This is a genomic window from Streptomyces sp. NPDC057486, assembly GCF_042802415.1.
Classification (GTDB): Bacteria; Actinomycetota; Actinomycetes; order Streptomycetales; family Streptomycetaceae; genus Streptomyces; species Streptomyces yanii.
In genome coordinates, this window is record NZ_JBHVEE010000137.1 from 1 (window position 1) to 26,632 (window position 26,632).

General features: G+C 71.3%; 23 protein-coding genes. 14 read left to right on the plus strand and 9 right to left on the minus strand.

Going from position 1 to position 26,632, the window contains the following annotated elements; genetic code table 11:
- From ACFU6I_RS39225 to ACFU6I_RS39265, 9 genes are all read left to right on the plus strand, one after another.
- Positions 1-1,631: peptidase C14 (locus tag ACFU6I_RS39225; RefSeq protein WP_384376393.1), on the plus strand; the 1,631-nt coding region annotated here is incomplete at its 5' end.
- Between the two features lie 41 nt (positions 1,632-1,672).
- Positions 1,673-2,929, plus strand: coding sequence for a Gfo/Idh/MocA family protein (locus ACFU6I_RS39230; RefSeq protein ID WP_384376396.1), 1,257 nt, complete (start codon positions 1,673-1,675; stop codon positions 2,927-2,929).
- 86 nt (positions 2,930-3,015) lie between these two features.
- The gene (locus ACFU6I_RS39235) at positions 3,016-4,233 is read left to right on the plus strand and encodes an extracellular solute-binding protein (RefSeq protein ID WP_384376399.1); all 1,218 of its coding nucleotides are present in this window, start codon (positions 3,016-3,018) and stop codon (positions 4,231-4,233) included.
- 319 nt (positions 4,234-4,552) lie between these two features.
- Positions 4,553-5,458: a carbohydrate ABC transporter permease gene (locus ACFU6I_RS39240; RefSeq protein ID WP_266988015.1), complete on the plus strand. Its 906-nt coding sequence runs from the start codon at positions 4,553-4,555 to the stop codon at positions 5,456-5,458.
- A 2-nt stretch (positions 5,459-5,460) separates the two neighbouring features.
- Entirely contained in the window at positions 5,461-6,411 is a 951-nt protein-coding gene (locus ACFU6I_RS39245; RefSeq protein ID WP_384376402.1) for a carbohydrate ABC transporter permease, read from the plus strand.
- A gap of 6 nt (positions 6,412-6,417) precedes the next feature.
- The gene (locus ACFU6I_RS39250) at positions 6,418-7,446 is read left to right on the plus strand and encodes an NAD-dependent epimerase/dehydratase family protein (protein WP_384376405.1); all 1,029 of its coding nucleotides are present in this window, start codon (positions 6,418-6,420) and stop codon (positions 7,444-7,446) included.
- An 8-nt stretch (positions 7,447-7,454) separates the two neighbouring features.
- A complete protein-coding gene (locus ACFU6I_RS39255; protein WP_384376408.1) occupies positions 7,455-8,516 on the plus strand; it encodes a dihydrodipicolinate synthase family protein in 1,062 nt (353 codons plus the stop codon).
- On the plus strand, positions 8,500-9,513 hold the full coding sequence (locus tag ACFU6I_RS39260) for a hydroxyacid dehydrogenase (RefSeq protein ID WP_384376411.1): 1,014 nt from the start codon (positions 8,500-8,502) through the stop codon (positions 9,511-9,513). The genes ACFU6I_RS39255 and ACFU6I_RS39260 overlap by 17 nt, the downstream gene beginning before the upstream one ends.
- 42 nt (positions 9,514-9,555) lie before the next feature.
- The gene (locus ACFU6I_RS39265) at positions 9,556-10,404 is read left to right on the plus strand and encodes a fumarylacetoacetate hydrolase family protein (RefSeq protein WP_384376414.1); all 849 of its coding nucleotides are present in this window, start codon (positions 9,556-9,558) and stop codon (positions 10,402-10,404) included.
- Positions 10,405-10,410: 6 nt separating this feature from the next.
- Here ACFU6I_RS39265 and ACFU6I_RS39270 read toward each other — a convergent pair whose 3' ends face one another.
- Positions 10,411-12,102 carry a flavin monoamine oxidase family protein gene (locus ACFU6I_RS39270; protein ID WP_384376417.1) on the minus strand — a complete coding sequence of 564 codons (1,692 nt, stop codon included), beginning with the start codon at positions 12,100-12,102 and terminating at the stop codon, positions 10,411-10,413.
- Between the two features lie 49 nt (positions 12,103-12,151).
- Complete coding sequence (locus ACFU6I_RS39275; RefSeq protein ID WP_384376419.1) at positions 12,152-12,949, minus strand: carbon-nitrogen hydrolase family protein; 798 nt, start codon at positions 12,947-12,949, stop codon at positions 12,152-12,154.
- Positions 12,950-13,255: 306 nt separating this feature from the next.
- Here ACFU6I_RS39275 and ACFU6I_RS39280 point away from each other — a divergent pair, with 306 nt between their 5' ends.
- Complete coding sequence (locus ACFU6I_RS39280) at positions 13,256-13,825, plus strand: Repetin (RefSeq protein WP_384376422.1); 570 nt, start codon at positions 13,256-13,258, stop codon at positions 13,823-13,825.
- A gap of 15 nt (positions 13,826-13,840) precedes the next feature.
- On the opposite strand, the gene ACFU6I_RS39285 is transcribed toward ACFU6I_RS39280, so the two are convergent.
- Positions 13,841-14,296 carry an Lrp/AsnC family transcriptional regulator gene (locus ACFU6I_RS39285; protein WP_266987999.1) on the minus strand — a complete coding sequence of 152 codons (456 nt, stop codon included), beginning with the start codon at positions 14,294-14,296 and terminating at the stop codon, positions 13,841-13,843.
- 155 nt (positions 14,297-14,451) lie between these two features.
- Between ACFU6I_RS39285 and ACFU6I_RS39290 the strand changes: the two genes are divergently transcribed.
- Positions 14,452-15,426 (plus strand): GDSL-type esterase/lipase family protein, encoded by a 975-nt coding sequence (locus tag ACFU6I_RS39290; RefSeq protein ID WP_384376425.1) that lies wholly within the window; start codon positions 14,452-14,454, stop codon positions 15,424-15,426.
- Between the two features lie 170 nt (positions 15,427-15,596).
- On the opposite strand, the gene ACFU6I_RS39295 is transcribed toward ACFU6I_RS39290, so the two are convergent.
- A complete protein-coding gene (locus ACFU6I_RS39295; RefSeq protein WP_384376428.1) occupies positions 15,597-17,063 on the minus strand; it encodes a GuaB1 family IMP dehydrogenase-related protein in 1,467 nt (488 codons plus the stop codon).
- Positions 17,064-17,368: 305 nt separating this feature from the next.
- On the opposite strand from ACFU6I_RS39295, the gene ACFU6I_RS39300 reads away from it, so the two are divergent.
- Positions 17,369-18,424, plus strand: a complete 1,056-nt coding sequence (locus ACFU6I_RS39300; protein ID WP_384376431.1) for a terpene cyclase — start codon at positions 17,369-17,371, stop codon at positions 18,422-18,424.
- Positions 18,425-18,579: 155 nt separating this feature from the next.
- On the opposite strand, the gene ACFU6I_RS39305 is transcribed toward ACFU6I_RS39300, so the two are convergent.
- From ACFU6I_RS39305 to ACFU6I_RS39315, 3 genes are all read right to left on the minus strand, one after another.
- Positions 18,580-19,596 (minus strand): sugar-binding transcriptional regulator, encoded by a 1,017-nt coding sequence (locus tag ACFU6I_RS39305; RefSeq protein ID WP_037695464.1) that lies wholly within the window; start codon positions 19,594-19,596, stop codon positions 18,580-18,582.
- Between the two features lie 176 nt (positions 19,597-19,772).
- The gene (gene rpe, locus ACFU6I_RS39310; protein ID WP_384376434.1) at positions 19,773-20,456 is read right to left on the minus strand and encodes a ribulose-phosphate 3-epimerase; all 684 of its coding nucleotides are present in this window, start codon (positions 20,454-20,456) and stop codon (positions 19,773-19,775) included.
- Between the two features lie 123 nt (positions 20,457-20,579).
- Positions 20,580-22,013, minus strand: a complete 1,434-nt coding sequence (locus ACFU6I_RS39315) for an RsmB/NOP family class I SAM-dependent RNA methyltransferase (RefSeq protein WP_384376437.1) — start codon at positions 22,011-22,013, stop codon at positions 20,580-20,582.
- A gap of 127 nt (positions 22,014-22,140) precedes the next feature.
- On the opposite strand from ACFU6I_RS39315, the gene ACFU6I_RS39320 reads away from it, so the two are divergent.
- Positions 22,141-22,458 (plus strand): hypothetical protein, encoded by a 318-nt coding sequence (locus tag ACFU6I_RS39320; protein WP_384376440.1) that lies wholly within the window; start codon positions 22,141-22,143, stop codon positions 22,456-22,458.
- 145 nt (positions 22,459-22,603) lie between these two features.
- Here the strand turns inward: ACFU6I_RS39320 and fmt are convergent, their stop codons facing one another.
- Positions 22,604-23,536 carry a methionyl-tRNA formyltransferase gene (gene fmt, locus ACFU6I_RS39325; protein ID WP_384376443.1) on the minus strand — a complete coding sequence of 311 codons (933 nt, stop codon included), beginning with the start codon at positions 23,534-23,536 and terminating at the stop codon, positions 22,604-22,606.
- A 229-nt stretch (positions 23,537-23,765) separates the two neighbouring features.
- On the opposite strand from fmt, the gene ACFU6I_RS39330 reads away from it, so the two are divergent.
- Positions 23,766-24,314, plus strand: coding sequence for a hypothetical protein (locus ACFU6I_RS39330; protein WP_384376446.1), 549 nt, complete (start codon positions 23,766-23,768; stop codon positions 24,312-24,314).
- An 88-nt stretch (positions 24,315-24,402) separates the two neighbouring features.
- Here the strand turns inward: ACFU6I_RS39330 and ACFU6I_RS39335 are convergent, their stop codons facing one another.
- Positions 24,403-26,547, minus strand: a complete 2,145-nt coding sequence (locus ACFU6I_RS39335; protein ID WP_384376449.1) for a primosomal protein N' — start codon at positions 26,545-26,547, stop codon at positions 24,403-24,405.
- Positions 26,548-26,632 lie beyond the last annotated feature (85 nt).

The following is a 26,632-nucleotide window of genomic DNA, read 5'->3' on the forward strand; positions in this document are numbered from 1 at the left end:
GCGGCCACCGCATGGTCACCGACGGCATCGAGAAGAACACCCACGACAACCCCTTCGGCGCCGTCCTCTCCTTCCGCGGCACCGTCACCGACACCGTGCACACCCACACCCTGGGGGCGGCGATGCCGGACCTCTCCGATCTCTTCGAGGTCGGCGACTCCGGGAAGTTCTCCGTCGGCCAGTGGTGGGCCGTGGAGATCAACGCCCTGTCGGGGAAGTACGAGAAGGAGATCCAGCGTCTCGTCCAGGTCACCGATGTCGTCGACGCGACGCACATCCGGGTCAATTACCAGATCGGCTGGGACCTGGCAGCCGGCCGGACGCTCACCTGGACCAGGATCGAGCCCGTCGACCGCGCCCATGTCCGCAACCTCGTCTTCGAGGGCTGGGGCGAGGACGAGATGACCGGCTCGCACCCGGTCGCCTACGAGTACGCGGTGCGGTGCGACGTCTCCGGAATCGAGGCCGTCGGCACGTTCTGGCCGGTGGTGATGCGCCGCTGGTGCACGTACTACCGCACCGAGCAGTGCTCGCTGACCAACCCGAAGTCCGTCACCTACGGCGGCGCGGGCTATCTGACCCAGCAGATCTACTGCCTGTACGGGCATGTCGAGGACTGTCACACCTCCAACGCCCGCCACCTCAACGACTTCACGGCCTCCGCCTACTGCTACGTCACCAACTGCCACGGCGACGGCGACGACGAGGGACCGTTCGTGACGCACGGTCAGTTCGAGCACGACCTCGTCTACACGGGTAATTCCGGTCTGATGACGTTCGCCAACTCGGGCGCCGCCTGGGGCGGCCGGGCCAAGCGGATCACCGTACGCCGCCACGCGTGTTCCTGGTTCGTCGCCCGGGTGAAGATCACCGACCTGACGCTCGAAGACGTTCTGGTCATCGGCAAGAAGTCGCTCTCCGGCTCCGGAATGCTCTGGGTCAACGCCGACGGTGTGCAGCTGCGCGGGTGCACGGCGAGCGGGCCGCTGATCATCTCCCAGGCGTCCACGCTCTCCGCCCGGCCCAATGTGATCGCCGACTCGGCGTTCACGTTCGCGGCGGGCGCCGAGGTCACCCAGGCCAATGTGGCCGCCCCGGTCACCCTCGCACGGACGACGCTGAACGGCGTCGACGGTGCGGTGTTCAACGGAGCCGGGCGGCTCGTCCTCGACCAGTGCACCCTCACCGGCTCCAAGGACACCGCGCCCGTCTCGCTCGCGCACACCGACATCACCGTGGCCGGCGGCGAACTCCGCGACACCGGGCTGAAGTTGACCTCGGTCAAGGACCAGCGGCTGCGGATCGACGGTGCCCGGATCAACGGCACCAACAAGGACGGCGCGCTGCTGTCCCGTACCGGCACCGGCCGCACCGTCGACTGGCAGCTGTCCGGTCTCGACTCGACCGCCCCCAAGGACACCGCACATGTGCTGGTCACCGAGGGCCCCAACCGCTACCGGGCGACCGGCTCCACCTTCACGGGCGGCCGGCTCGAACTGCGGCCCGCGGCCTTCACCGGCTCCGGAAGCCATCTGCTGCACACCGGCTGCGTCGAGGACGGCACCGAGCGCACCGCGCTGCCGGACGAGGGCGGCCGCGTCGCCCACACCGCGGCCACGCTGCGGTTCTGACCGCACCACCGAACCCACCCACTGAGTCCCAGGGAACCCCCGTGTCCACGCATCCCCCGATCACCGGCCGGCCCGTCCGGGTCGCGCTCGTCGGCGCCGGCAACCGCGGTCTGACGTACGCCGAGTGGATCAAGGCGCACCCCGACCGCGCCGAACTCGTCGCCGTCGCCGACCCGCGCCCCACGGCGCGTGCCGCGGCGGGCGCGCCCCTGGAGTTCGACGACTGGCGGCCGCTCGTCGAGAACCGCATCGCGGACGCCGTCATCGTCGCCACCCAGGACCGCTTCCATGTGGAGCCGGTGCTGGCCCTCGCCGAGGCCGGTTACGCGATCCTCGCCGAGAAGCCGCTCGCCCCGACCGAGGACGAGACCCGGAAGATCGTCGAGGGCGTCGAGCGGGCCGGGGTGCTCTTCGCGGTCTGCCACGTCATGCGCTACACGCCCTACACCGACCTGGTGAAGGAGGTCGTGGACTCCGGCGTGCTCGGGCAGCTGGTCTCCCTCGACCATCTGGAACCGGTCGGCTGGTGGCACTACGCCCACAGTTACGTACGCGGTCCCTGGCGCAGCGAGAAGGACTCTTCGCCGATGCTGCTCGCCAAGTCGTGCCACGACCTGGACTGGATCACGTACATCATGGGCGGTCGGATCGAGCAGGTCACCGGCTTCGGCGGTCTGAAGCACTTCCGGCCGGAGAACGCCCCGGCCGGGTCCGCCGACCGCTGTCTCGACTGCGCGGTGGAGTCCGACTGCCCGTACAGCGCGCTGAAGCTGTACATGCCGACGCTGCGCGAGAAGGGCGCGGTCTGGCCGGTCACCCATGTCACCGAGGCGACCGACGAGGCCGGGCTGGTGCAGGCGCTGCGCGAGGGTCCGTACGGCGTCTGCGCGTACCGCAGCGACAACGACGTGGTCGACCACCAGGTGCTCGCCATGCAGCTGTCGGGCGGGGTGACCGCCACCTTCCAGATGGTGGCGTTCACCGAGCAGACCCATCGGCAGACCCGCATCTTCGGCTCGCACGGCTGGCTGCGCGGTGACGGCGAACGTGTCACCGTGCAGGACTTCCGTACCGGCGAGACGACTGTCCGCGAACTCGGGGCATCCGGTTCGAACGCCGCCGACGGGCACGGGGGTGGGGACGCCGCGCTGGTAGAGGCGTTCGTCACCGCCGTGGCCACCGGTGATGCCGGGGCCGTCCGCTCCGGTCCCGCCACGTCGCTCGGCAGCCATCTCGCGGCGTTCGCCGCCGAGCGCGCCCGGCACACCGGCACCGTCCAGTCGGTGCCGGCCAAGTGACATCCCCTCACCCCCGCCCCACCCTCACGTCCTCGGAGGACCACCTCATGTCCCGTCTCCTCAACCGCCGTTCCAGAGTCCGTGCCGTGGCCGCCCCCGTCCTGGCCACCGCGCTCGCCGTCGGTGTGCTGGCCGGCTGTTCCGGCAGCGGCAGCGACGACAAAACCGTCACCATGTGGACCTACCCGGTCATCTTCGACGAGGCCAAGAACAAGGCGTACTGGGACGGCCTGGTCAAGGCGTTCGAGAAGAAGCACTCCGGCGTCACGGTGAAGGTGGAGACCTTCCCGTGGGCCAACCGCGACACCGCGCTGGCCACGGCGATCGCCTCCGGCAAGGGCCCGGACGCGGTCTACCTGATCCCGGACCAGCTGCCGAAGTACGCCAAGAGCATCGTCCCGGCCGACGACTACATGCCGGCCGACGCCAAGTCGGACTACACGGACTTCGCGCTGAAGTCCGTCACGGTCGACGGCAAGGCGCTCGCCAGCCCGATCCTGACCAGCGCCAACCCGCTGATCTGCGACAAGCGGGTGTTCGCCGCGATCGGCGAGAAGACGTACCCGACGAGCTGGGCGGAGCTGGAGGCGCTGGCGCCGAAGCTCAAGAAGAAGGGCTACTACGCCACCAGCTACAGCGGCGACACCCAGCAGACGCTGAACATGACGTTCTACCCGCTGCTGTGGCAGGCGGGCGGCGACGTCTTCTCCGAGGACGGCAGGACGGTCACCTTCAACGACGCGGCCGGGGTCAAGGCCCTGACGTACCTGAAGAAGCTCGTCGACGGCGGCTACACCGACAAGGACCTGGTCACGACCACGCCGAAGCTGGAGCAGACACCGGTCGCCAAGGGCAAGGTGGCGTGCACCTGGCAGAACACCCCGGCGGACGTCGAGCCGTTCTGGGGCAAGGAGAACATCGTCGTCCAGCCGCCGCTGAAGGAGGCCGAGTCGATCGGTTACGGCACCGTGGGCGCACTGTCCATGCTGAAGGGCGCCGACAAGAAGAACACCGGCGACTGGCTGAACTTCGTCGCCGAGTCGCAGAACGCGGCCGGTCTGCAGAAGGCCGCGGGCTACTTCCCCGCCCGTAAGTCCGGTGGCGACCTGTACCCGGACGACGCGCTCCAGACGGCGGTCGGCGCGACTCTGCCGAGCATGACCGTGGGTCCGCTGCACGACAAGGCCCGCGAGGTCCAGGGCGTGCTCGCGCCGGAGATCCAGGCGGCGCTGCTGGGCAAGAAGAGCCCGCAGGAGGCACTGAACGCGGCGCAGAAGGCGGCGCAGGGAATGCTCGGCCGCTGAGCCGTGACGGGCGGGGGCCGACCGGCGCCCGCCCGTCACCGCGGGGCGCGGCGCGCTCCGCACCGAAGCCCCGCCGGGAGTCCGGAGCCACGAACCCGGACCCCCGGCGGACACCCCCGCGCAGCCGGCCCGGGCCCGCAGAGCTCACCCGGCGCCCCGTACAGCACCCGGCACCACACACAGCCGGCCCCCGCCCGGGCCCGGGCGTACACCCCCGCATCACCGGTACGGTTCCGCGCACCCCGCGCGGAACACCCGCGCAGCCCCCCGCGGGGGCCGCGCACCCATCGCAATTCCCTCGTCCCGCAAGGAGATCCCCGTGGCAGTCGTCGCGGAACCCACCCGCCGGGGCCGTCGCAGCGGGCCGCAGGCGCGCCGCGAGGCCCGGATCGGCCTGCTCTTCGTCCTTCCGTGTTTCCTGCTGTTCCTCGCCTTCCGGTTCGGTCCCGGCGTGGCCGGTGTGCTGATGAGCTTCACCGACTACTCCCTGACCGGCGGCGGCAGCTTCATCGGGCTCGACAACTTCACCCGCCTCTGGGACGACCCGCTGTTCTGGCAGGCACTGAAGGTCACCGTCCTGTACACCGTCCTCGCCGTGCCCGGCACGCTCATCGCGTCCGTGTCCCTGGCGCTGATCACCCGCCGTGCGTTCCGCGGCGCCAGATTCTTCCGTTCGGTGTTCTTCCTGCCGGTCGTCACCTCGCTGGTGCTGGCCGCGACCGTCTTCGTCTGGATCTTCTCGACCGGCGGCCCGTGGTCGACCCTGATGGGCTGGTTCGGGATGTCCGAGGGCTCCTGGCTCTCCGACGACGTCCTCGTCCTGCCCGCGCTCGCGATCGTCGGCGTCTGGTCCCGCTTCGGTTACGGGATGCTGATCCTCCTCGCCCGGATGCAGGACATCCCCCGGGAACTGGAGGAAGCCGCGCTCACCGACGGCGCGGGCCCCTGGCAGCGCTTCCGGTACATCGTGCTGCCGCAGCTCAAACCCGCTCTTTTCTTCCTCGCCGTGATCGAGACGACGGCCTCGTTCCAGGTCTTCGACGCCGTCTACACCATGACGGGCGGCGGGCCCGCCAACGCCAGCTACACGCTCGTCTTCCAGCTCTACGACGCGGGCTTCAAGTACTTCGACCTGGGTTACGCCTCCGCCATCGGCGTCGCACTGTTCGTGCTGACGGTGGTGGTCGCCGTGATCCAGCGCCTCGTGATCGGGAAGGACCAGTGACCATGACCGCAACACCCGTGGAGACCGAGAAGAAGTCGCCCGCACCCCAGGCGCCCGCCGGACCCGACCGGGCCGCCCGCCGCGCCGGACGCAAGCTGCGCAAGCTGTCCGAGCAGGACACCGTCCCGCACGGCATGCGCGCCACCCCGGCCGGCCGGATCGCCCGCGGCTTGCTGCTGACGGCGGCCGCGATCGTGACGATCTTCCCCTTCTACGCGATGGTCGTGCTCTCCCTGAAGCCGTCCGCGGCGGTCGAGTTCCCCGGCAGCCTGCTGCCCTGGCCACTGACCGGCGAGGCGTACGGCACCGTCATGAACGCCCAGGACGTGCCGCGCTGGCTGGTCAACACCCTGATCTACTCCGTCGTCTCGGTCGTCGGCGTGCTGCTGCTCGCCTCGCTCGCCGGGTACGCGTTCGCCAAGAAGCGGTTCCCCGGCCGGGAAACCATGTTCTGGTCGTTCCTGTCGATGGTGATGGTCCCCTACCACGTCACGATGATCCCGACCTTCGCGATGATCGCGAAGCTCGGCGGAGTCGACACGTACTGGGGTCTGATCGTGCCGACCCTGGCCAACGCCCAGGCGGTCTTCCTCATGCGGCAGTTCATCCAGGGGCTGCCCGACGAACTCTTCGAGGCGGCCCGCCTCGACGGCTGCAACGAATGGCAGATCTTCCACCGGATCGTGCTGCCGCTGCTGAAGCCGATCCTCGCCACGCTCGGCGTGTTCGTCTTCCTGTGGCACTGGAACGACTTCCTCTGGCCGCTCGTCATCGGCCAGTCCACCGATATGCGCACCCTCACCGTCGGCATCGCCTCGCTCCAGCAGCAGAACGTGCCGCTCAATGTGGTGCTCTCCGGCTCCGTCATCGCGTTCGTGCCCATCTTCGCCGCGTACATGGTGGGCCAGCGCTACTTCACCGAGGGCGTCACCGCGTCCGGAATCAAGGGATAGCCACGCATGTTCACCGATGAGGCCGCTCTCGAAGAGCGGCTCGCCACCCCCTCCCCCGCGCTCGTCGCCGACCTCGGCCGCCTCGAAGGCGATCTGCTGGTCCTCGGCGCGGGCGGCAAGATGGGCCCCAGTCTGTGCCGGCTGGCCCGGCGTGCGCTGGACGCCGCCGGACGTACGGACACCACGGTGTACGCCGTGTCCCGCTGGTCGGACCCGTCCGCCGCCGAGGAACTCGGCAGAGCAGGGGTCCGTACCGTCGCCTTCGACCTGATGGACCCGGCCGCCGATCTGGCGGAGCTGCCCGACGCCGGGAACGTCGTCTTCATGGTCGGCGCCAAGTTCGGCTCGGCCGGGGCGCCTTCGCACGCCTGGGCGGTCAATGCCGCCATGCCGGACCGGGTGGCGCGCCGCTGGTCCGACTCGCGGATCGCGGCGTTCTCCACCGGCAATGTGTACCCGCTGGTGCCCGTCTCCTCCGGCGGCTGCACCGAGACCGACCCGGTCGGGCCGGTCGGCGAGTACGCCATGTCCTGCCTGGGCCGTGAGCGGATCTTCGACCACGCCGCGCTGACCCGCGGCACGTCGGTCGCCACCATCCGCCTCAACTACGCGGTCGACCTGCGCTACGGCGTTCTCGCCGACATCGCGTACCGCGTGCAGGCGGGCGAGCCCGTGGATGTGACGACCGGTCATGCGAACGTGGTGTGGCAGGGGTACGCCAACGAGGTCGCGCTGCGCTCGCTGCTGCATGCCACCGACGGCCAGGCGTTCACCCTCAACCTCACCGGCCCCGAGACCGCTTCGGTGCGCCGGATCGCCGAGTGGTTCGGCACCGAGTTCGGCCGGGAGCCGGTGTTCGAGGGCGAGGAAGCGTCGACGGCGCTGCTCTCCGACGCCGGCCGCTGTCATGCTCTCTTCGGCTACCCGGACGTCACCCTGCGCACGCTCGTCGAGTGGCAGGCCGACTGGCTGCGCCGCGGGCTGCCGCTGTCCGGCAAGCCCACCAAGTTCCAGGTCCGTGACGGAAGGTTCTGATCCACTCCATGTCCACTCCCTCCACCGCGGCCACGGCCACCCCCTCCCTCGAGGCGCTCGCCCGGGGGGCGGTGATCCCCGCCCACCCGCTCGCACTGCACGACGACGGTACGTTCGACGAGCGGCGTCAACGTGCACTGACCCGCTACTACCTGGCGTCCGGTGCCGGCGGTGTCGCCGTTGCCGTGCACACCACCCAGTTCGAGATCCGGGAGCCCGAGGTCGGTCTCCTGGGGCCGGTACTCGAACTCGCCGCCGAGACCATCGACGCCGAGGCGGGCCGCCCCTTCATCAAGGTCGCCGGCGCCTGCGGCTACACCGCGCAGGCCGTCGCCGAGGCCGAGACCGCCGCCGCGCTCGGCTATGATGCCGTGCTGCTCAGCCCGGCCGTGCCGGGCGCCGACGAGAAGGGTCTGCTGGAGCGGGCCCGCGCGGTCGGCGAGGTGCTGCCCGTGATCGGTTTCTACCTCCAGGAGGCCGTCGGCGGGCGCTATCTCTCCCCGGCGTTCTGGTCGGCCTTCACCGATCTGCCGTCCACGGTCGCCGTGAAGGTCGCACCGTTCGACCGGTACCGCACCGCGGACGTCGTGCGGGCGGTGGCCGCCGCCGACCGCGCCGACGAGGTGGCGCTCTACACCGGCAACGACGACGACATCATCGGTGACCTGCTCACCCCGTACGAGACGGCGAACGGCACGCGGCGCTGGTTCGCGGGCGGGCTCCTCGGCCAGTGGGCCGTATGGACCAGCTCCGCCGCCACCCTCCTCGACGACGTCCGCGCGGCCCGCGCCGGCGACCACGCGGCGACGGTGCGCTGCCTGGCCCGCCGCTCCGAGCTCACGGACGCCAACAGCGCGGTCTTCGATGTCCGCGGCGCGTTCCGCGGCTGCATCGCAGGCGTGCACGAAGTGCTGCGCCGACAGGGCCTGTTGGCGAACATCCGATGCCTGGACCCGGCCGAGACGCTCTCCCCCGGACAGGCGGACGAGATCACCCGGGTGGCCGCGGCCTACCCCTGGCTGACCGATGACGCCTTCATTGCGGAGCACCTCGATGCCTGGCTCTCCTGACCGCCCCCGGGTCGTCGTCGCCGTACCGCCCCAGTTGCGCGCCCAGTTCTTCACCGGCACGGTCTGGCAGGAGCTGGCACGGGCGGCGGAGCTGACCGTCCTCGACGAGCACTCCGACCGGGCGGCGTTGGCAGCGGCGCTGCCCGGCGCCCGGGCGCTGATCCTCTCCTGGCGCGCCCCCAAGGTCGACGCCGAACTCCTGGCGGCGGCCGACCGGTTGGAGCTGGTGGCGCACACCGGCTCGGCCGTCGCCCCGTACGTCACCGAAGAGGTGTTCCGGCGAGGGATCCGTGTCACCCAGGCCGGGGACGAGATGGCCTGGCCGGTCGCCGAGGTCGCACTCGCCTTCACCCTGTCGCTGCTCCACCGCATCCAGCGCTTCGACCACGCGCTGCGGGGCGGCGCCGAGTGGGCGGCGGCGAGCGAGGCCCCGCCCCGCCACGAGATCCACGGCAGCGACATCGGGGTGATCGGCGCGTCACGTACCGGGCGGGCGTACATCGCTATGGTGCAGGCGATGGGCGCGCGGGTCTCCGTCACCGACCCGTTCCTGTCCGGGACGGACGCCAGGGCACTCGGCGTGGAGTCCGTCCCTCTGGACACACTCCTGTCGCGCAGCCGGATCGTGGCCGTGCACGCGCCGGTGACGCAGGAGACGCATCGGATGATCGGCGCCGGACAGCTGGCGCTGATGCCGGACGGGGCGGGCCTGGTGAACACGGCGAGGTCATGGCTGGTCGACGAGGACGCGCTGCTCGCCGAACTGCGGTCGGGCCGGCTCGATGCGGCGATCGATGTGTTCGACGCCGAGCCGCTGCCGTCGGACCACCCGTTCCGCGCCCTGCCGAATGTGCTGCTGACCCCGCATCAGGCAGCGGGCAGTGTCGAGTGCCGGCAGCGGCTCGGCGCCAGTGCGGTCGGCGAGGTGCTGCGGCTGCTCGCCGGGCAGCCCCCGGCCCATGCGGTCACCGTCGATGCCCTGACCCGCCTGCACTGATCCACCGCGTCGTTCCCCTCACCCCTCAGGAGAGTTCACCCCATGCGATTGATGCGCATCGGCGAGCCGGGCCATGAGCGTCCGGTCCTCGTCCGCCCCGAAGGCCGCCACTACGACCTGTCGGGCGTCACCGACGACATCGACGGCGTGTTCCTCGCCGCGCTCACCGAGAAGCCGGGCCTGATCCCCGCCGAGTCGAAGCTCCCGGAGACCGACATCACCGGGCAGCGGATCGGCGCTCCCGTCGCCCGTCCGCACGCGCTGCTCTGCATCGGCCAGAACTACGCGGCCCATGCCGCGGAGTCCGGGGCCGAGCCGCCCGAGCAGCCGATCCTCTTCTACAAGTCGCCGAACACGATCGTCGGCCCGTACGACGAGGTCCTCATCCCCCGCGGTTCGAAGAAGACCGACTGGGAGGTGGAGCTGGCCGTCGTCATCGGCCGCCGCGCCGCCTACCTCGACTCGCCGGCCGACGCCGCCTCGTACATCGCCGGTTACGCCGTCAGCAACGACGTCTCGGAACGCGCCTTCCAGCTGGAGGAGTCGGGTGGCCAGTGGTCCAAGGGCAAGAGCTGCGCCACGTTCAACCCGCTGGGCCCGGTGCTGGTGACGGCCGACGAGGTCGGCGACCCGCAGCAGCTGCGGCTGCGCAGTTTCGTCAACGGGGAGCCTCGGCAGGACTCCAGCACCGCGGACATGATCTTCAGCGTGGCGCATCTGGTGCACCATCTGTCGCAGTATCTGGTGCTGGAGCCCGGGGACATCATCAACACCGGTACGCCGCAGGGCGTGGCGCTGTCCGGTCGCTTCCCGTACCTGGGACCGGACGATGTGATGGAGGTCGAGGTCTCCGGACTGGGCCGGCAGCGCAGCGTCTGCCGGCCCGCGTAACGCCGCTCAGTCCTCCGGAAGTTCGACCGGGGCGATGTCGTCGAAGACGTCGCCGGGGCCGGGGTTCGTCGCGTCCGTGGCACCGCCGAAGTGGTTCATCACACCCCATACGGCGTTGAGCGCGGTCTGCACGGCGCCCTCGGCCCACCCGGCCGTCCAGGAGATGTCGTCGCCCGCGAGGAAGAGTCCCCGCTTGTCGGCGGGCAGCCGGTCCTGCATGAAGTGGGTGAACAGCCGCCGCTGGTAGCGGTAGTGGCCCGGCAGGTTGGCCTTGAACGCACCCATGAAATAGGGCTCGTTCTCCCAGGAGACGGTCACCGGGTTGCCGATGATGTGCTTCCTGATGTCGACGTTCGGGTAGATCTCGCCGAGCGACTTCAGCATCACTTCCATGCGCTCGTTCGGGGAGAGCGGCAGCCACTTCAGGCTGTCGTCGCACCAGGTGTACGAGAGGCAGATGACGGCCGGCCTGTCCGGCCCGTCGTCGAGAAGGTACGTGCCCCGCGTCATCCGGTCGGTGAGCGTCATCGACATGGTGTCGCGCCCCGTGACCTCGTCCTTGTCCAGCCAGAACGGCCGGTCGACGGGCACGAACAGCTTCGACGACTCCATGTAGTGGGTCCGCTCCATCGCCGTCCAGTGGTCGATGGGGAACAGCTCGTCGTCGCAGGCGATCTTGGAGAGCAGCAGCCAGGACTGCCCCGTGAAGATCGCCGCCCGGAAGGTGCGGATGTCGCCGGTCGCGTCGGTGACGGTGATCCGGTTCCCGGCGGTGCGGTGCAGCCGGGTCACGGCGGGACGGGGCTCCCCCTCGTGCAGCGAGGACAGCGAGGTACCGAGCGGCCAGTGCACGATCTTCTGCGGCTCGCGGTCCCAGAGCCGCAGCGGGAGCTGCTGGCTGCCGCCGACGATGCCGCGGTGGTGGTCGTCGGCCTCGGTGTAGACGACCCGCAGGATCTCCAGGATGGAGTTGGGGAAGTCGGTGTCCCAGCCGCCGGTGCCGAACCCGACCTGGCCGAAGATTTCGCGGTGCCGGAACGACTTGAAGGCGTCGGAGGCGCAGAGGAAGCCGTAGAAGGTCTGGTTGTCGAGCTTCTCGACGAGCTTCGCCCAGATCTCCCTGATCCGCGGGACGTCGCGCTCGCGCATCGCCCGGTTCATGTCGGAGAAGTCGGCGCCCTCCTCCAGGCAGGCGTTCCAGGCGTCCATCACGTCACGGTAGACCTGCGGGAGGTCGTCGATCGTCTCCGCGTAGTGCGACTCGCCCTTGAGGTCGACGACGGTCGACGGGGTGGTCGGCGCGAGCGGGTTGGGGAACGGGCTGGTCTCCAGGCCCACCAGGTCGATGTAGTGCTGCAGCGCGGTGGACGACGGCGGGAAGCGCATCGCACCCATCTCGGCGGTCAGCGAGGGGTCGCACCCGTCGAAGCCGACCGTACGCAGGCGGCCGCCTATCCGGTCCGCCTCGTAGACGACGGGCTTGAGGCCCATCTTCATCAGCTCGTACGCCGCCACGATGCCGGAGAGCCCGCCACCGATGACCGCCACCTCGGCGCCGTGCTCGGTCGCCGGTATCTGCCCCAACCCCGCGGGGTGCGCCAGGAAGTCGTCGTACGCGTAGGGGAAGTCCGGACCGAACATGGTGATCGGCGGCTGCGCGTCGGTGTGCTGGACGGCGTTGGGCACCGTGGACGTCATGGGGTGGGGACTCCTTGCGAGGGCAGTGGAAGAGAGAGGCGCCGAGGACTCAGACGAGGGAGCCGTACAGACCGGGCCGGCGGTCGTGCAGATACGGGTTGGCGGCGCGCGACGCGCTCAGGAACTCCGGGTCGACCTCGCCGATCACGAGTTCCTCGCCACGTCCGGCGCGGGTGCGGACGGTGCCGTCGGGGCCGGCCAGACAGCTCAGCCCGACGAACTCGAACTCGCCTTCCGGGCCGGTCCTGTTGACGTACGCGACATACATCTGGTTCTCGAAGGCGCGGACCGGCACGACGGACTCGGGGACGAACTGGAAGGGGTGCATCTGCGCGGTCGGCACCAGCAGCAGATCGGTGGCGGCGAGGGCGTGCGCCCGTACGTTCTCGGGGAACTCGACGTCGTAACAGATCATGATCCCGATGCGTACGCCGTCCAGTTCGGTCTGGACGACGGTCTGCTCGCCGGGGGTGAACCACTGCTGCTCGAAGCAGCCGAAGAGATGAGTCTTGCGGTAGTTGGCGAGCCGGGTGCCGTCGGGGCCGATCAGTTGCGCGGAGTTGAAGATCAGCTCGTCCGCGCGCTCCGGGTACCCGTAGAGGACCGCGAGCCCGTGCCGTACGGCGATGGAGGCGACGGCCTGCGCGGAGGCGCCTTCGGCGGGCTCGGCCAGCAGGGGTACGTCGTCGCCGATGGCGTACCCGGTCAGGAACAGCTCGGGGCAGACGAGCAGCCGCGCCCCGGCGGCTGCCGCGCGCTCTGCCGCCTCGTCGAGGGTCTTGATGTTCTCGGCCACCGAGCCCGGACGTCCGGAGCTCTGGAGCAGGGCGGTGCGCAACGGCGGCATGGCTGACCTCGGGCAGTGCGGGCGGGGCGGGGACGTATAGACGGTACGGGCCGGTAATCCGGCCGGACAAGGCGCGAGCGTTGCGCGCCGACCGTCGATCCATTGCGCAATTCGCCGGTCCGGCGGCGATTCGTTGCGTGGAGCGTCTGTGCAGGTCACAGGGGTGATATCGGTCTCGGGTCGGAGTGGGTTCCCGCCGCGCGGCGGAGAGCGGACGGGGACCTCGGCGCGATGTGCGGCGGCGGTCCCGCCGGAAGAGTGGGAGCCGTCCGAGCGACTCCCGCTCCGCCCTACGGAAGGCCTGTCATGAACCGCATCGCGCACATCCGCACCCGGCTCGCCGCGATCGCAGCGGCGCTGCTGATCACCACGGGCGCCGCCGGCTCGGCGGCGGCACTCGGCGACCGGGCCCCCGGAACTGCGAAGGGCCAGCGGGAAGCGGCAGCCCTGACCGGTACGGCGAAGCTGTACCGCCCGGCCGGGGACGACATCACCTTCACCTTCGACGCCCACCTCGCCGCGAAGGACAACATGCACCCGGATCGGGCGTACGGTACTTTCCGCTTCCGCCACGTCTTCCCGAACGGCACGTCCGGCTGGGCCGAGGGCTCGGTGGACTGCCTGGTCACCGGCGGCAAGGTGGCCGTGGTCACCGGCGTCATCACGGCGACCGACATCGGCATCAAGGGCAAGCGGGTCGGCATGTCGGTCCACGACCTGGGCAACCACGACCGGCTGGGGTACAGCTGGCTGAACCAGGAGGCGGAGGACCACCTGCCCCCGTGCATGTCCTCGGCCCCGTTCGAGAAGGTCCAGGCGGGCACCGGCGACTTCACGGTGCTGCCCTGGCACCCGGAGTACGAGCAGAAGGGCTGACGCCCGCCCGCCGGATCAGCCCGGCGTCCCCGAGGAGTACCGCCGCAGCAGCGGCGACAGCACCAGCACGGACTTGGTTCGCTCCACATAGGGCTCGCCCGCGATCCGCTCCAGCACCTGCTCGAAGTGGCGCATGTCGGCGGCGAAGACCTGGACGATCGCGTCGGCCTCCCCGGTGACCGTGGAGGCCGAGGCGATCTCGGGGTAGCGCGCCAGACCGCTCTTGATCGCTTCCGGGGAGGTGTTGCGGCTGCAGTAGATCTCGATGAAACCCTCGGTCTCCCAGCCGAGCGCCGCAGGGTCCACCCGCACGGTGAATCCGGTGATGGCCCCCTCCGCACGCAACCGGTCGACCCGGCGTTTCACCGCGGGCGCGGACAGGCCAATGATCGCGCCGATGTCGGCGTAGGAGCGGCGGGCGTCCTCGGCGAGGGCGTGGACGATGCGTTCGTCGAGATCGTTCAGTCGCACTTCAGGTGGATCACTTCTCTGCGATGGCCGGTCGGGGCGTCGGCAGCACGGTGCCGCAACCGAAGTAGAACACGTGGTGGTGGGCGGGGCCGTACGGACGTCGGCGCGGTGCGACGGGGTAGGGGTGGAGTGCGTACCCGGCGAATGGAGCTCCGATGACCTGGCTCGACCCCGACCCCTTCCTGCGAGGTGTCGCCTGGCGGGACGGCGTGTGCCCGGTCCGGGCCGACCCGGCCGATCTGGCGCGGCTGCCGTGGGACACCGCGGAGCGGGCGCTGCTGCCGACCGGGGTCCGGCTGGAGTTCCTGGCTCCGGGAGCGCGTGCGGTGGAGATCCGCTACCGCGCCGCGGCCCGGGGCGCGGCGGACGGCCGGGCCGGGCTCTTCGCACTGTGGCAGGGCGGGCAGTGTCTGGCGGAGGTCCTCGCCGGGCCCGCCGACGAGGCCGTCACCGTGATCGGACTCCCGCCGGGGGAAGGCCCGTTCACCGTCCATCCGCCGGAGACGCTGGGCCCGGCGATCCTGGGGCTGCGGGCGGTGGGCGGGGCCCTGCTGCCCGCCCCGGCGCGGCCGCGGTGGGTGGTCCACGGGGACTCGATCACCGAGGGCTGGTGGTCGACGCGCCCCGCCCACGCCTGGCCCGCGGTGGCGGGCCGCGCGCTGGGCCTCGACCCGGTCAACCTGGGGTACGCGGGTTCGGCGCGCGGGGAGTTGTGCGTCGCCGAGCAGATCGCCGGGCTCCCGGCCGATCTGCTGACGCTGGCCTTCGGTACGAACTGCTGGTCGTCGGTACCCTTCTCGGCGCCGCTGCTGTACGAGACGGTGCGCGCCTTCGTCGCCCTGGTGCGCGCGGGCCACCCGGGGACGCCGATCCTGCTGGTCTCCCCGCTCCTGCGCCCGGACGCGGAGGACACCCCGAACGCACTCGGAGCCACGCTGTCCGAGCTGCGGACGGCGCTGGAGCGGGCCGGCGCGAGCCTCGTCCGGGCAGGGGACGCCCGGCTGTCGGTGCTGCCTGGACGGGATGTCCTGGGCCCGGAACACCTGATGGACGGCCTCCACCCGGACGACAGCGGCCACGCCCTGCTGGCGGCGGCGGTCGCAGATGCCCTCGCCCCGTACGTCCCCTGACGACGGAGGACGCCCGGGCCGCACCGGCGGCCCGGGCGCATCCCCTGTGAACGACCCTGCGGGTCAGCACACCCAGGGCCCCTCGTGTGGATCATGCTGGGCCCACGGGGTCCTTTGCCCCGTCGCACCCGACGACGCTCCTCATGGGGCAAACATCGCCGGTCGAGGCACTAGCTCCAGCTGGCGTGCAGCGGCTTGCCCTCGGCGTAACCGGCGGCGCTCTGCACACCGACGACCGCCTTCTCGGCAAACTCCTCCAGGGACGCCGCACCGGCGTATGTGCAGGAGGAGCGGACGCCCGCGATGATCGAGTCGATCAGGTCCTCGACGCCGGGACGGACAGGGTCCAGGAACATCCGCGAGGTGGAGATGCCCTCTTCGAAGAGCGCCTTGCGGGCCCGGTCGTACGCGGACTCGTCCGACGTACGGTTCTTCACGGCGCGCGCGGACGCCATACCGAAGGACTCCTTGTAGTACCGGCCGTCGGCGGACTGCTGGAGGTCGCCGGGCGACTCGTACGTACCGGCGAACCAGGAGCCGATCATCACATTGGACGCGCCGGCGGCGAGCGCCATGGCGACATCGCGCGGGTGGCGGACGCCGCCGTCGGCCCAGACGTGCTTGCCGTGCTTCTTCGCCTCGGCGGCGCACTCCAGCACCGCGGAGAACTGCGGCCGTCCGACACCGGTCATCATCCGCGTGGTGCACATGGCACCGGGGCCGACCCCGACCTTGATGATGTCCGCGCCGGCCTCGATGAGGTCGCGCACGCCCTCCGCGGCGACGACGTTGCCCGCGACGATCGGCACCTGCGGGTCGAGCGCCCGGACCGCGCGGACCGCGCTGATCATGGACTCCTGGTGGCCGTGCGCCGTGTCGACGACGAGCGTGTCGACGCCCGCGTCGAGGAGTTGCTTGGCCTTGCCCGCGACATCGCCGTTGATCCCTACGGCGGCGGCTATCCGCAGCCTGCCGTCGGCGTCGGTGGCCGGGGTGTAGAGCGTGGCGCGGAGCGCAGCCTTGCGGGTGAGGATGCCGACGAGCCTGCCGTCCGCGTCGACCGCCGGGGCGAGCTTGCGGTTGGCGCCGTCGAGCTTGTTGAACGCGTCGCGCGGGTCGATGTCCGCGTCGAGCAGCACGAGGTCCTTGGACATGACCACGGAGAGCTGGGTGAAGCGGTCGACACCGGTCAGGTCGTGGTCGGTGACGACACCGACGGGCCGCTGCTCCTCGTCGACGACGACGCCCGCGCCGTGGGCACGCTTCGGGAGCAGGGACAGGGCGTCGGCGACCGTCTGGCCCGGGGCGAGCACGATCGGCGTGTCGAGCACGAGGTGGCGCGTCTTCACCCAGGAGATGACGTCGGTGACGACATCGATCGGGATGTCCTGCGGAATGACGACCAGACCGCCGCGGCGGGCGATCGTTTCGGCCATCCGGCGGCCCGCGATCGCCGTCATGTTGGCGACGACGAGCGGGATGGTCGTACCGGATCCGTCCGGCGAGGAGAGGTCGACCCCCTGGCGGGAACCGACCGCTGAGCGGCCCGGAACCATGAAGACATCGTCGTACGTGAGGTCGTACGGGACCGCGGGGGACTGTGTATAACGACCGGTGCCGGGTTCAAGAAAACGCATAACACTCATATTTTCACGCGAAACGGCGCAGGTCGCTGCCACGAAGACACAGCAAATGACCCCCGCGTTCGTACGTTCCTCCAGGGAGCGAGTGCGGGAGCCCCGGGCAAGTGAAACCTGCCTTGCCCGGGGACCTTACCCGAATGGCATGCGAAGCATTCCGATCATCTTCCCTGGACCTGGTGACAAGGGGTCAGGTAGCTTCAAATGCGCAGGTCCCGCGGGCCACGAATACGTCCCGAGGAACAGGTGGAACGGCCCCAACTTCCGTCATACGTACGACCGGAGAGGATCCAGACCCACCCGTGGAGAACGAACTGCCGGACATTTACTGCCCGTTCCCCCAGCGGACGAATCCGCACGTCGCGCACACCCGTGAACACCTCGACAAATGGACGCGCAACACCGGTCTGGTGCACCGCGATTCAGCCAGAGAGCGCTTCGAGCAAGCCGACTTCGGCGCCTTCGTCGGCATGGTGTATCCGACCGCGAATGAGCACAATCTCGACCTCGTCGCCGACTGGTTCGTGTGGCTGTTTCTCGTCGACGACCAGCTCGACGACGGCCATCTCGGCCGCAGCCCGGAGCGGGTGCGGGACGTGGTCACTCTGATGCGCAGCGTGGTCGAGGGCACCGGAACCGGCCCACTGCCGGACGAGGACCTCCCGGCCGCCGTGGTCGCCCTGGCCGACCTGTGGGAACGTACGACACCGAACGCGGCGGCGCACTGGCTCCGGCGCTTCGCCTGGCACCTGGTCACCTACCTCACCACGGCCACCACCTGGGAGGCGGGGAACCGGGCGGACGGTGTCGTGCCGTCCGAGGACACCTACATCGCCAAGCGGCGGCACACCGGCGCGATACATGTCTGCATGGACCTGATCGAGATCGTGGCCGGCATCGAGGCGCCCGAGTCGATCCACAACGATCCCCGGTTCATCGTCGCCGTGGAAACCTCGTGCAACGTCGTGTGCTGGGCCAACGACGTGTACTCGTACGAGAAGGAACAGGTGCTCGGCGAGATCCACAACCTCGTCCATCTGGTCCGGCACCACCGCGGTTACGGAAAGCAGCAGGCGCTCGAGCACGTCTGCGCGGAGATCGCCACCGAGACCGAGCGCTTCCTGGCGGCCGAGGGCGAACTGCTCATGGCCTACCCCCAGCTGTCCGGGATGCTCCTCCCGTACCTGGACGGGATGCGGAGCTGGATGCGCGGCAATCTGGACTGGTCGCGGCAGACCCCGCGCTACAACCCGGCCGACGTCAACCAGTACAAGGCGCCGGAGCAGTACCTGGAGGCGACGGTCCTGGGCATCGGACCGGAACCCGCCGACTGCGGGGCCGAGGGACGCATCGACTGACGATCGCGCAGAAAAGAGCAGGACAGTCAGGACTGTACGGAGAAAGCCGGGTGCGCGTGCCGCACCCGGCTTTCTGCTGGCCCTGCGTCCTCACGACGATCTCGCAGAGGTGCGTGCCGGGCCCTCGCGAGCCGACCTGATCCGAACGAGAGGCCCTAATCGCCGTCCGGGTCGGCGCGCTCCAGCGCGGGCCGCTGCGGCGCCGCCGACTCCGTCAGCAGGTAGTCGGCGGCGGCCGTGTCCGTCACCAGGCTGGTGACCAGACCGGACCGCAGGACCGCCCCGATCGCCGCCGCCTTGCGCTGGCCGCCCGCGATCGCCACCACCTCGGGGATCCGGCGCAGCCGGTCCGCCTCGACCGTGATGCACCGCTCCCCCAGGTCGCGGCCGACCCGGCGCCCCTCCGTGTCGAAGAGGTGGGCGGACATCTCGGCGGCGACGCCCAGCGACGCGTAGTGCGCCCGCTCCTCGTCCGTGAGCATGTCGTGGACGGTGGAGATACCCGGCTCCCACGAGCCGATGGAGACCGCGGCGACCGTCACCTTGTCGAAGTATTCGAAGGCACGGGCGATGCCGGTCTGGTGACGCAGCGCGGCGGCCGTGGCCGGGTCGGGCAGCAGCATCGGCGCATAGATCGGGTGGGCCTCGCCACCGGACACCTGGGCGGCCCTGCGGACCGCCTCGACCGAGCCGCGCTCGGCCGTTCCCGCGTCGTACACCCCGGTCAGCTGGACGACCGTGCACGGCGGCAGCCGGTCGAGGGCCGCCGCCATGTGAATGGTGGACCGGCCCCAGGCCAGGCCGAGCACATCGCCCTCGTTCACCAGTTCGCCCAGGAGGTCGGCCGCGACCTCGCCCAGGTTCTCCGGGTCCGGGGCGTCGTCCTCCTCCTCTGCCGGAGATTCGACGACGACCGCATGCCGAAGCCCGTAGCGGGCCCGCAGCGCGTCGGAGCGCTCCGCGTCCAGTTCTGCGGGGACCCGGATCTCGATCCGTACGAGGTCACGCTCAAGGGCTGTCTCCAGGACCCGGGCCACCTTGAAGCGGCTGACGCCGAACTCCTCGGCGATCTGGATCTTCGACTTCCCCTCAAGGTAGAAGCGACGGGCCATGGCCGCCGCCTGCACCAGCTCCGCGGGCCCCATCCGCAGGGCGGACCTGCCCGCCGACATTGCAGACACCGCGATCTCCTCACTGCTGTTCACACGCTCGATACGCCGTTCATCCTGTCAGATACGGCAATCCTTGATCGGTCCCGTCGGACCGCGTTCATCTGCACGTGGCCGGGCCGACCGGCAATCGGGGGCCGGAGTCGGTCCTGTCGTCACTGCCGACGTCCCCGCCGGCTTCAGTGGTTGCACGCCCAGGCCGCCGAAGCGATGGTCCCGGCCGCCTTGGTACGCAGAGCGCGTACCGCCTCGGCCGGGTCATTGGCCCCGTACACCGCCGAGCCGGCGACGAAGACGTCCGCACCGGCCTCGGCGCACCGCTCGATGGTCGACTCCGAGACGCCGCCGTCGACCTGCAGCCACAGCTCCAGACCGTGCTTGGAGATCAACTCACGGGTGCGGCGGATCTTCGGCAGCATGATGTCGAGGAAGGCCTGGCCGCCGAAGCCCGGCTCCACCGTCATGATCAGCAGCATGTCGAGCTCGGGCAGCAGGTCCTCGTACGGCTCGATGGGCGTCGCCGGCTTGAGCGCCATCGAGGCGCGGGCGCCCTTGGCCCGGATCTCCCGCGCCAGCCGTACGGGCGCCGCCGCGGCCTCCACGTGGAAGGTGACGGAACCGGCACCCGCCTCGACGTACTGCGGCGCCCAGCGGTCCGGATCCTCGATCATCAGATGGCAGTCCAGCGGCGTGTCCGTGGCCCGGCTCAGCGATTCCACGATCGGCACGCCGAGTGTCAGGTTGGGCACGAAGTGGTTGTCCATCACGTCGACGTGGAGCCAGTCGGCGCCTTCGACGGCCGTCGCCTCCTCGGCGAGACGGGCGAAGTCGGCGGACAGGATGCTCGGGTTGATCTGGGCCATGTGCCAAGCCTGCCACGTTCCGCGGCACTTCCCTGCCTCGGTGCCCCCCAAAGCCTCACGGGATCATTACGGTTCGCGCAATCCCGGCGAATCGGCCCGCACCAAGGCCCCGGAAGGGTTCCGTCAGGCCGTACGACGCAGCAGCGCGAGGTACATCGCGTCCGTGCCGTGCAGATGCGGCCACAACTGGACGTCGGGTCCGTCGCCCAGCGCGGGCACACCCGGCATCAGCGGACGCGCGTCCACCCACTCCGCCTCGACCGGTTCACCGCCCCGTCCCTTGAGTACGTCGTCGACCACCACCCGGGTCTCCGCGAGATGCGGCGAGCAGGTCGCGTAACCGACGATGCCGCCGATCCGCACGGCCTTCAACGCCTCCCGCAGCAGACCGCGTTGCAGCGGCGCGAAGTTCTCCAGGTCCTCGGCGCGGCGGCGCCAGCGGGACTCCGGGCGGCGGCGCAGCGCGCCGAGGCCCGAGCACGGTACGTCCATCAGGACCCGGTCGAAGACGCCGGGCCGCCACGGCGGGCGGGTGCCGTCGGCGGTGATCACCTGGTACGGGCCGGGGTTGCCGACCAGCGCCCGCTCCACGAGACGGGCCCGGTGCGGCTGCTTCTCGGCGGCCAGCAGGGCGGCTCCGCGTTCGGCGGCGAGGGCAGCGAGCAGGGCGGCCTTGCCACCCGGTCCGGCGCACCCGTCCAGCCAGCGGCTGTCGCTGCCGTCCACCGGCGCATTGGCGAGGGCCGTGGCCACCAGCTGGCTGCCCTCGTCCTGGACCCCGGCGCGGCCCTCCTGCACGGCGCCCAGGGCGCCGGGCTCGCCGCCCTCCGCCATCCGTACGGCATAGGGGGACCAGCGGCCGGGGAGGCCGTTCTCGCCGCCGAGGGCCGTGAGCAGTTCCTCGGTGGTGGACCGGCCGGGGCGGGCGACGAGGGTGACCTCGGGCCGCTCGTTGTCGGCTTCGAGGAGGTCCTCGATCCCGGCGCGGCCGCCGCCCAGCGCATCCCAGAGCGCGGAGACGATCCAGCGCGGATGCGAGTGCACGACCGCCAGGTGGTCCTCGGCGTCCTCGTCGTACGACGGGGCGACGCGCGCCACCCAGCCGTCGAGGTCGTCCGCGGCGACCTTCCGCAACACGGCGTTGACGAACTTGGCGCGCCCTTCACCGAGCACCACCCTGGCCAGCTCCACGCTGGCGGAGACCGCGGCGTGGGTGGGGATACGGGTGCCGAGCAGCTGGTGCACGCCCATGTTGAGCACGTCGAGGACCGGCGGGTCGACCTCGCGCAGCGGCCGGTCGATGCAGGCCGCGACGATCGCGTCGTACGTGCCCTGGCGGCGCAGCGTCCCATAGACCAGTTCGGTCGCCAGCGCCGCGTCCCTGGCGTCGAAGTCGCCCTTGGCCCGTGCCTTCTTCAGCAGCGGGGGCAGGACGAGGTTGGCGTACGCGTCGCGTTCGTCGACGGCCCTGAGGGCCTCGAAGGCGAGGAACCGGACCGGGTCCTTCTGGGGCCGGCGATGCGGCTTGGCGGGACGGCGACGCTGCTGGTCGTTCACGTGAAAGGTGCTCCGCTGATGGTGAGGGGCGAATCCTCCCAGCGTAATCCCTCCGTACCGGGACAGTGGCTGAGTGAGCTGCCGGGACGCCCTGCCCAGGGCGGCGGCGGCAACCGATCATGGGCGGATGAGACCCGCGGTGCATGCGTTCGTCGCCGATGGCCCCCTGCCCGACCGGGACGCGGGCGAGGAGGAGATCGACAGGCGGGACAGGCAGCTGGTGGCCATCTCCCGACCGGTCACGGCGGAGGAGGCGAAGGCGCTGGTGGCCTGCTTCGGGCCCGACGACTGCTACGGCGTCGCGTGGTCGCTGCTGCACCTCATCGAGACCGGTCCGAACCCGGTACTGACCGCCGAGCCCGCTCCGGGCGCCGATAAGTGGTACCACAGGCTCTGGACACGGGCCGTGAACGGCGGCCTCGTCCCCGGCGACGCAACCGCCTGAGAGGCTCACAGAATGCGAGCCGGGCGCCCGATTTGTGAGCTCCTCTCAGTGCCGTGACCGGCCATGCTCGCCCCATGAGGAGCGTCGTCCGGTGCGGGCGTGCCGGGCGGCACGAACCTCCCGGCAGACCTTTCCGGTCGCAGCTCTAGATCCCCACCAGCTCCCCCGGGACGATCCGCACCCCGCGCGCCCAGTCCGCGGCCCGCATCGGCTTCTTGCCCTGCGGCTGGACCCAGAGCAGCTCGACCGCGTGCGATCCGGTGCCGACGTACACATGGTTCTTGGATGCGGACAGCTCACCGGGCGCCAGGTCGGCGCGGTCCAGGACGGGCACGGCCTGGACCAGCTTGAGGCGTTCCCCGCGGAAGAGCGTCCATGCCCCGGGGGCGGGTGTGCAGCCACGCACCACCCGGTCGACCCTCAGCGCCGGTGCGGACCACTGCACCTCGGCGTCCTCGACGGTGATCTTCGGTGCGAGGGTGACGCCGTCCACGGGCTGCGGCACTGCGTGCAGCGTGCCGTCCTCGATGCCGTCCATGGTCGCGGCGAGCAGCCCGGCACCGGCGAAGGCGAGCCGGGTCAGCAGATCACCGCTGGTGTCCGTGGGCCGCACCTCCTCGGTGAGGACGCCGTACACCGGGCCCGAGTCGAGCCCCTCCTCGATCAGGAAGGTCGAGGCGCCGGTGACCTCGTCGCCGGCCATCACCGCGTGCTGGACGGGGGCCGCGCCGCGCCAGGCGGGCAGCAGCGAGAAGTGGAGGTTGACCCAGCCGCGGACGGGTACGTCGAGGGCGATCTTGGGCAGCAGCGCCCCGTACGCGACGACCGGACAGCAGTCCGGGGCGATCTCCCGCAGCCGTGCGAGGAAGTCCTCGTCACGCGGGCGGGCGGGCTTGAGCACCTCGATCCCGGCCTCCTCGGCGCGCTCGGCGACGGGGCTGGCGACCAAGCGGCGGCCGCGACCCGCGGGGGCGTCGGGCCGGGTGACGACGGCGGCCACCTCATGCCGGTCGGAAGCGATCAGGGCGTCCAGGGCGGGGACGGCAACCTCGGGGGTGCCTGCGAAGACGAGCTTCATGGGTGGCTGACTGCCTCTCGGGCCGAGACGTACGGTGACGAGCAACGCACAAGTCTATGGGCCATCCGCCAGGGGGGCGTACGCACGGCCGTACGCCCCGCGCTTCGACGCATACGCCCCTGGAGCGTGACCACATCGCCGGGTGACGCGTTGGTCAAGAGAGATTGACCGAAGCGGGTCGCCACGGTGCGGCCCGGCCCCCTTCAACGCCGGTTCGAGAGGCTACTTCATGGCCGACCACGCAACCCACGACGCCCAAGCGCGGGCCAGCCTGCATCTGTTGGTGCGGGACATCGAGCGGGTCCGGCGGCAGGTGGACGCGCTGCGCACGCTCACGGCCCAACTGGGCAACGTCTACCGTCCGCGCCGCTCCGGCCCGTCCACGGGCTTCGTCGTCTACGGCAGGGCCCCGGCCCCCACCGTCAGGCTGGCCCAGGAACTCCGCGACAGCGTCGAGACCCTGGTGACGGCGGCAGTGGACTTCGACCGCTCACTGGGCTTCTCCTGGGACGCGGTGGGCTCCGCGCTCGGAGTCACCAAGCAGGCGGTCCACCGGCGCTACGGCGCCCGCCGGACCACTCCGCAGCCCGGAACCACCGAGGTGACAGCCGAGGCCGCCGTGCCGCGTCCACTGCCCGTGACGCCCGGATCCGGCACGGCTCCGGTGCTGCCCGCCGTACCCGCCGCCCGCTCCATGCCCCCGCAGCCCTCCTCGGACCGGCCGCCCCTGCGCGAGGAGCTGCGCCCCGGCGTCTTCCCCGGCCCGCGCAACGGCTGACCGACTCCCCCTCTGCCCCACCGTGCCCGGCGCACGGCGGGGCAGTCGCATGTGCGCCGTCCACCGGGCCGATGGGAGGCGGGCCGGGTCAGCCGATGTCCGGGGGATCGATCCTGATCCGGACCGGATCACCGCTGCCCCGGGCCGTCCGCGCGGCCTGCGCCGTCTTCAGCGCGGCGGCCAGCGCGGCGCCGCTGCCCGGCGGAACCCTGAGCAGCGCCCGCTCCCAGCTCTCCCCCAGCGGCGCGTCCCACGGTCTTCTGGGTCTGCCGGGTTCGGTACCCGGAACCGGGACCGGGCCGAGCACCTCCGCCTCCGGCGGCAGTTCGGCGGCCGCAAGGAACGCCGCGAGCGCCTCCGGCAGGCCGGTCACCGATGCCATCCGGGACACCGGCGGGAATCCCAGCTCGGCGCGTTCCGCCAGCTCGCGGCGGGCGTGCCCGACCGGGTCCCAGCGCACCAGCGCCTGGACCGGCCGCAGGGTCGGTTCGGCGACGATCACCACCGTGCCGCCGTCCGGCTGTCCCCGTACCAGCGAGGCCGCGGCAGTCCAGCGGCGCAGCGCCTCCTCGCCGGCCCGCAGATCGGGGCGGCCGACCATCGCCCAGCCGTCCAGCAGCAGCGCGGCCGCATATCCGCCCTCGGCGACGGGTTCGGCGCCCGGGGTGCTCACGACCAGCGCGGGCGAGTCCGGCACGGAGTCCAGGATGTGGTCACGGCCGGACGTCCGCACCGGCACGGCGGGGAAGGCCCGGCCGAGTTCCTCGGCCGTCCGGCGGGCGCCGACGATCTGGGCCCGCAGCCGCTGGGAGCCGCAGGCCGCGCAGTGCCAGGCGGTCTCGGCCCGCCCGCACCACGCACAGTTGAGATCCCGCTGGTCCGGCGCCTCCAGCGGCCCGGCGCAGTGGCGGCACCGGGCGGGTTCACGGCAGCGCTCGCAGGCCAGCCGCGGCGCGTATCCGCGACGCGGCACCTGGACCAGCACCGGTCCGCGGCGCAGCCCGTCCCGTACGGTCTGCCAGGCGAGACTGGGCAGCCGCGCCGCCCTGGCCGCCCCGTCCCGGGCCAGCTCGCCGTCGCCGACGGTCCGCACCAGCGGCGCCGCGATCCTCAGCTGCTCCCGGTCCGCACGCAGCGGCAGCGCCCATCCCGTCTCCACCAGCTGGGCGGCCTCCACGGTGCAGCTCGTGCCGCCGAGCAGGAACGCGCACCGGCCGTGCGCGGCCCGCAGCTCCAGGACCTCCCGGACATGCGGGAAGGGGGCGTTGTCGTCGCTGTGGCTCGAATCCCCGTCGTCCCAGACGGCGACCAGGCCCAGGTCCGCGACCGGAGCGAACATCGCGGCCCGCGTCCCGACCACCGCACGCACCGATCCGCGCCGCACGGCAAGCCACTCCCGGTACCGCTTCTCGGGCCCGGAGTCGGCGGTCAGCAGGGCATGGCGGCCCACCCCGAGCAGTTCGGTGAGCGCGGAGTCCACGCGCCCCGCCGTGCGCCCGTCCGGTACGACCACGAGCGCGCCCCGCCCCGAGGCGAGGGTGGCGGCCACGGCCCTGGCGATCTCCTGGGGCCACTGCGGCCCGGGCAGCGCGGTCCATACCGCGCGGGGTGCACCGCCCTCCGCCAGTGACCGCAGGAACGCGGGCCCCTGCTCGTACCGCTCCCAGCTCCCGGGCGAGGGCGCAGGTGGCGGTGGCAGCGGCTCCGGCGAGGGCCTGGACTCGGCCCGTCCGTTCCTGGGCGGCACGGCGAGCTGCAGCACATCGGCGAGGCTGCCGGCATACCGGTCGGCCACCGCGCGCGACAGAGCGAGCAACTCGGGTCCGAGCACCGGCTCGGGCGACACGACGTAGGCCAGCGCGGCGAGCGCCCCCGGGTAGTCCGACTCGGCACGCCGCTCGATGAGGAACCCGTCGATGAGGCCGCCGCCCTCACGGCGCCCACCGCGGACATTGCGCGCCCCGGCGCCGAACCGCACCCGCACCCGCACCCCGGGCTGTGCCTCGGCGTCGAGCTCCTCCGGCACGGCGTAGTCGAAGTACTGGTCGAGGTGGAGCACGCCCTTGTTGACCAGCACCCGGGCGACGGGCAGCTCCTTCGCGAGCGCGGCGCCCCGCCAGGTCCGCGGTTTGGCCCGCGGCACCTTCGCCTGCCGCACGGTCTCCCGGATGAGCGCAAGCTGCTCCGGCGCCCCGCCGTCGGGCTCCGCGGACTGCTCGTTGTTGCTGCTCACAGCCAAATTCCTACCAGACGCCACTGACAGCGGCCCGGGCGGAACGCCCCGGCCGCACGTGCCGGGGCCCGGACACCGCGTGCGG

Bases quoted from the DNA above. Each gene is read 5' to 3' on its own strand.
- ACFU6I_RS39245 (WP_384376402.1), top strand. From the start codon at position 5,461: ATGACCGCAACACCCGTGGAGACCGAGAAGAAGTCGCCCGCACCCCAG.
- ACFU6I_RS39250 (WP_384376405.1), top strand. From the start codon at position 6,418: ATGTTCACCGATGAGGCCGCTCTCGAAGAGCGGCTCGCCACCCCCTCC.
- ACFU6I_RS39255 (WP_384376408.1), top strand. From the start codon at position 7,455: ATGTCCACTCCCTCCACCGCGGCCACGGCCACCCCCTCCCTCGAGGCG.
- ACFU6I_RS39260 (WP_384376411.1), top strand. From the start codon at position 8,500: ATGCCTGGCTCTCCTGACCGCCCCCGGGTCGTCGTCGCCGTACCGCCC.
- ACFU6I_RS39265 (WP_384376414.1), top strand. From the start codon at position 9,556: ATGCGATTGATGCGCATCGGCGAGCCGGGCCATGAGCGTCCGGTCCTC.
- ACFU6I_RS39270 (WP_384376417.1), bottom strand. From the start codon at position 12,102: ATGACGTCCACGGTGCCCAACGCCGTCCAGCACACCGACGCGCAGCCG.
- ACFU6I_RS39275 (WP_384376419.1), bottom strand. From the start codon at position 12,949: ATGCCGCCGTTGCGCACCGCCCTGCTCCAGAGCTCCGGACGTCCGGGC.
- ACFU6I_RS39280 (WP_384376422.1), top strand. From the start codon at position 13,256: ATGAACCGCATCGCGCACATCCGCACCCGGCTCGCCGCGATCGCAGCG.
- ACFU6I_RS39290 (WP_384376425.1), top strand. From the start codon at position 14,452: ATGACCTGGCTCGACCCCGACCCCTTCCTGCGAGGTGTCGCCTGGCGG.
- ACFU6I_RS39295 (WP_384376428.1), bottom strand. From the start codon at position 17,063: ATGCGTTTTCTTGAACCCGGCACCGGTCGTTATACACAGTCCCCCGCG.
- ACFU6I_RS39305 (WP_037695464.1), bottom strand. From the start codon at position 19,596: ATGTCGGCGGGCAGGTCCGCCCTGCGGATGGGGCCCGCGGAGCTGGTG.
- rpe (WP_384376434.1), bottom strand. From the start codon at position 20,456: ATGGCCCAGATCAACCCGAGCATCCTGTCCGCCGACTTCGCCCGTCTC.
- ACFU6I_RS39320 (WP_384376440.1), top strand. From the start codon at position 22,141: ATGAGACCCGCGGTGCATGCGTTCGTCGCCGATGGCCCCCTGCCCGAC.
- fmt (WP_384376443.1), bottom strand. From the start codon at position 23,536: ATGAAGCTCGTCTTCGCAGGCACCCCCGAGGTTGCCGTCCCCGCCCTG.
- ACFU6I_RS39330 (WP_384376446.1), top strand. From the start codon at position 23,766: ATGGCCGACCACGCAACCCACGACGCCCAAGCGCGGGCCAGCCTGCAT.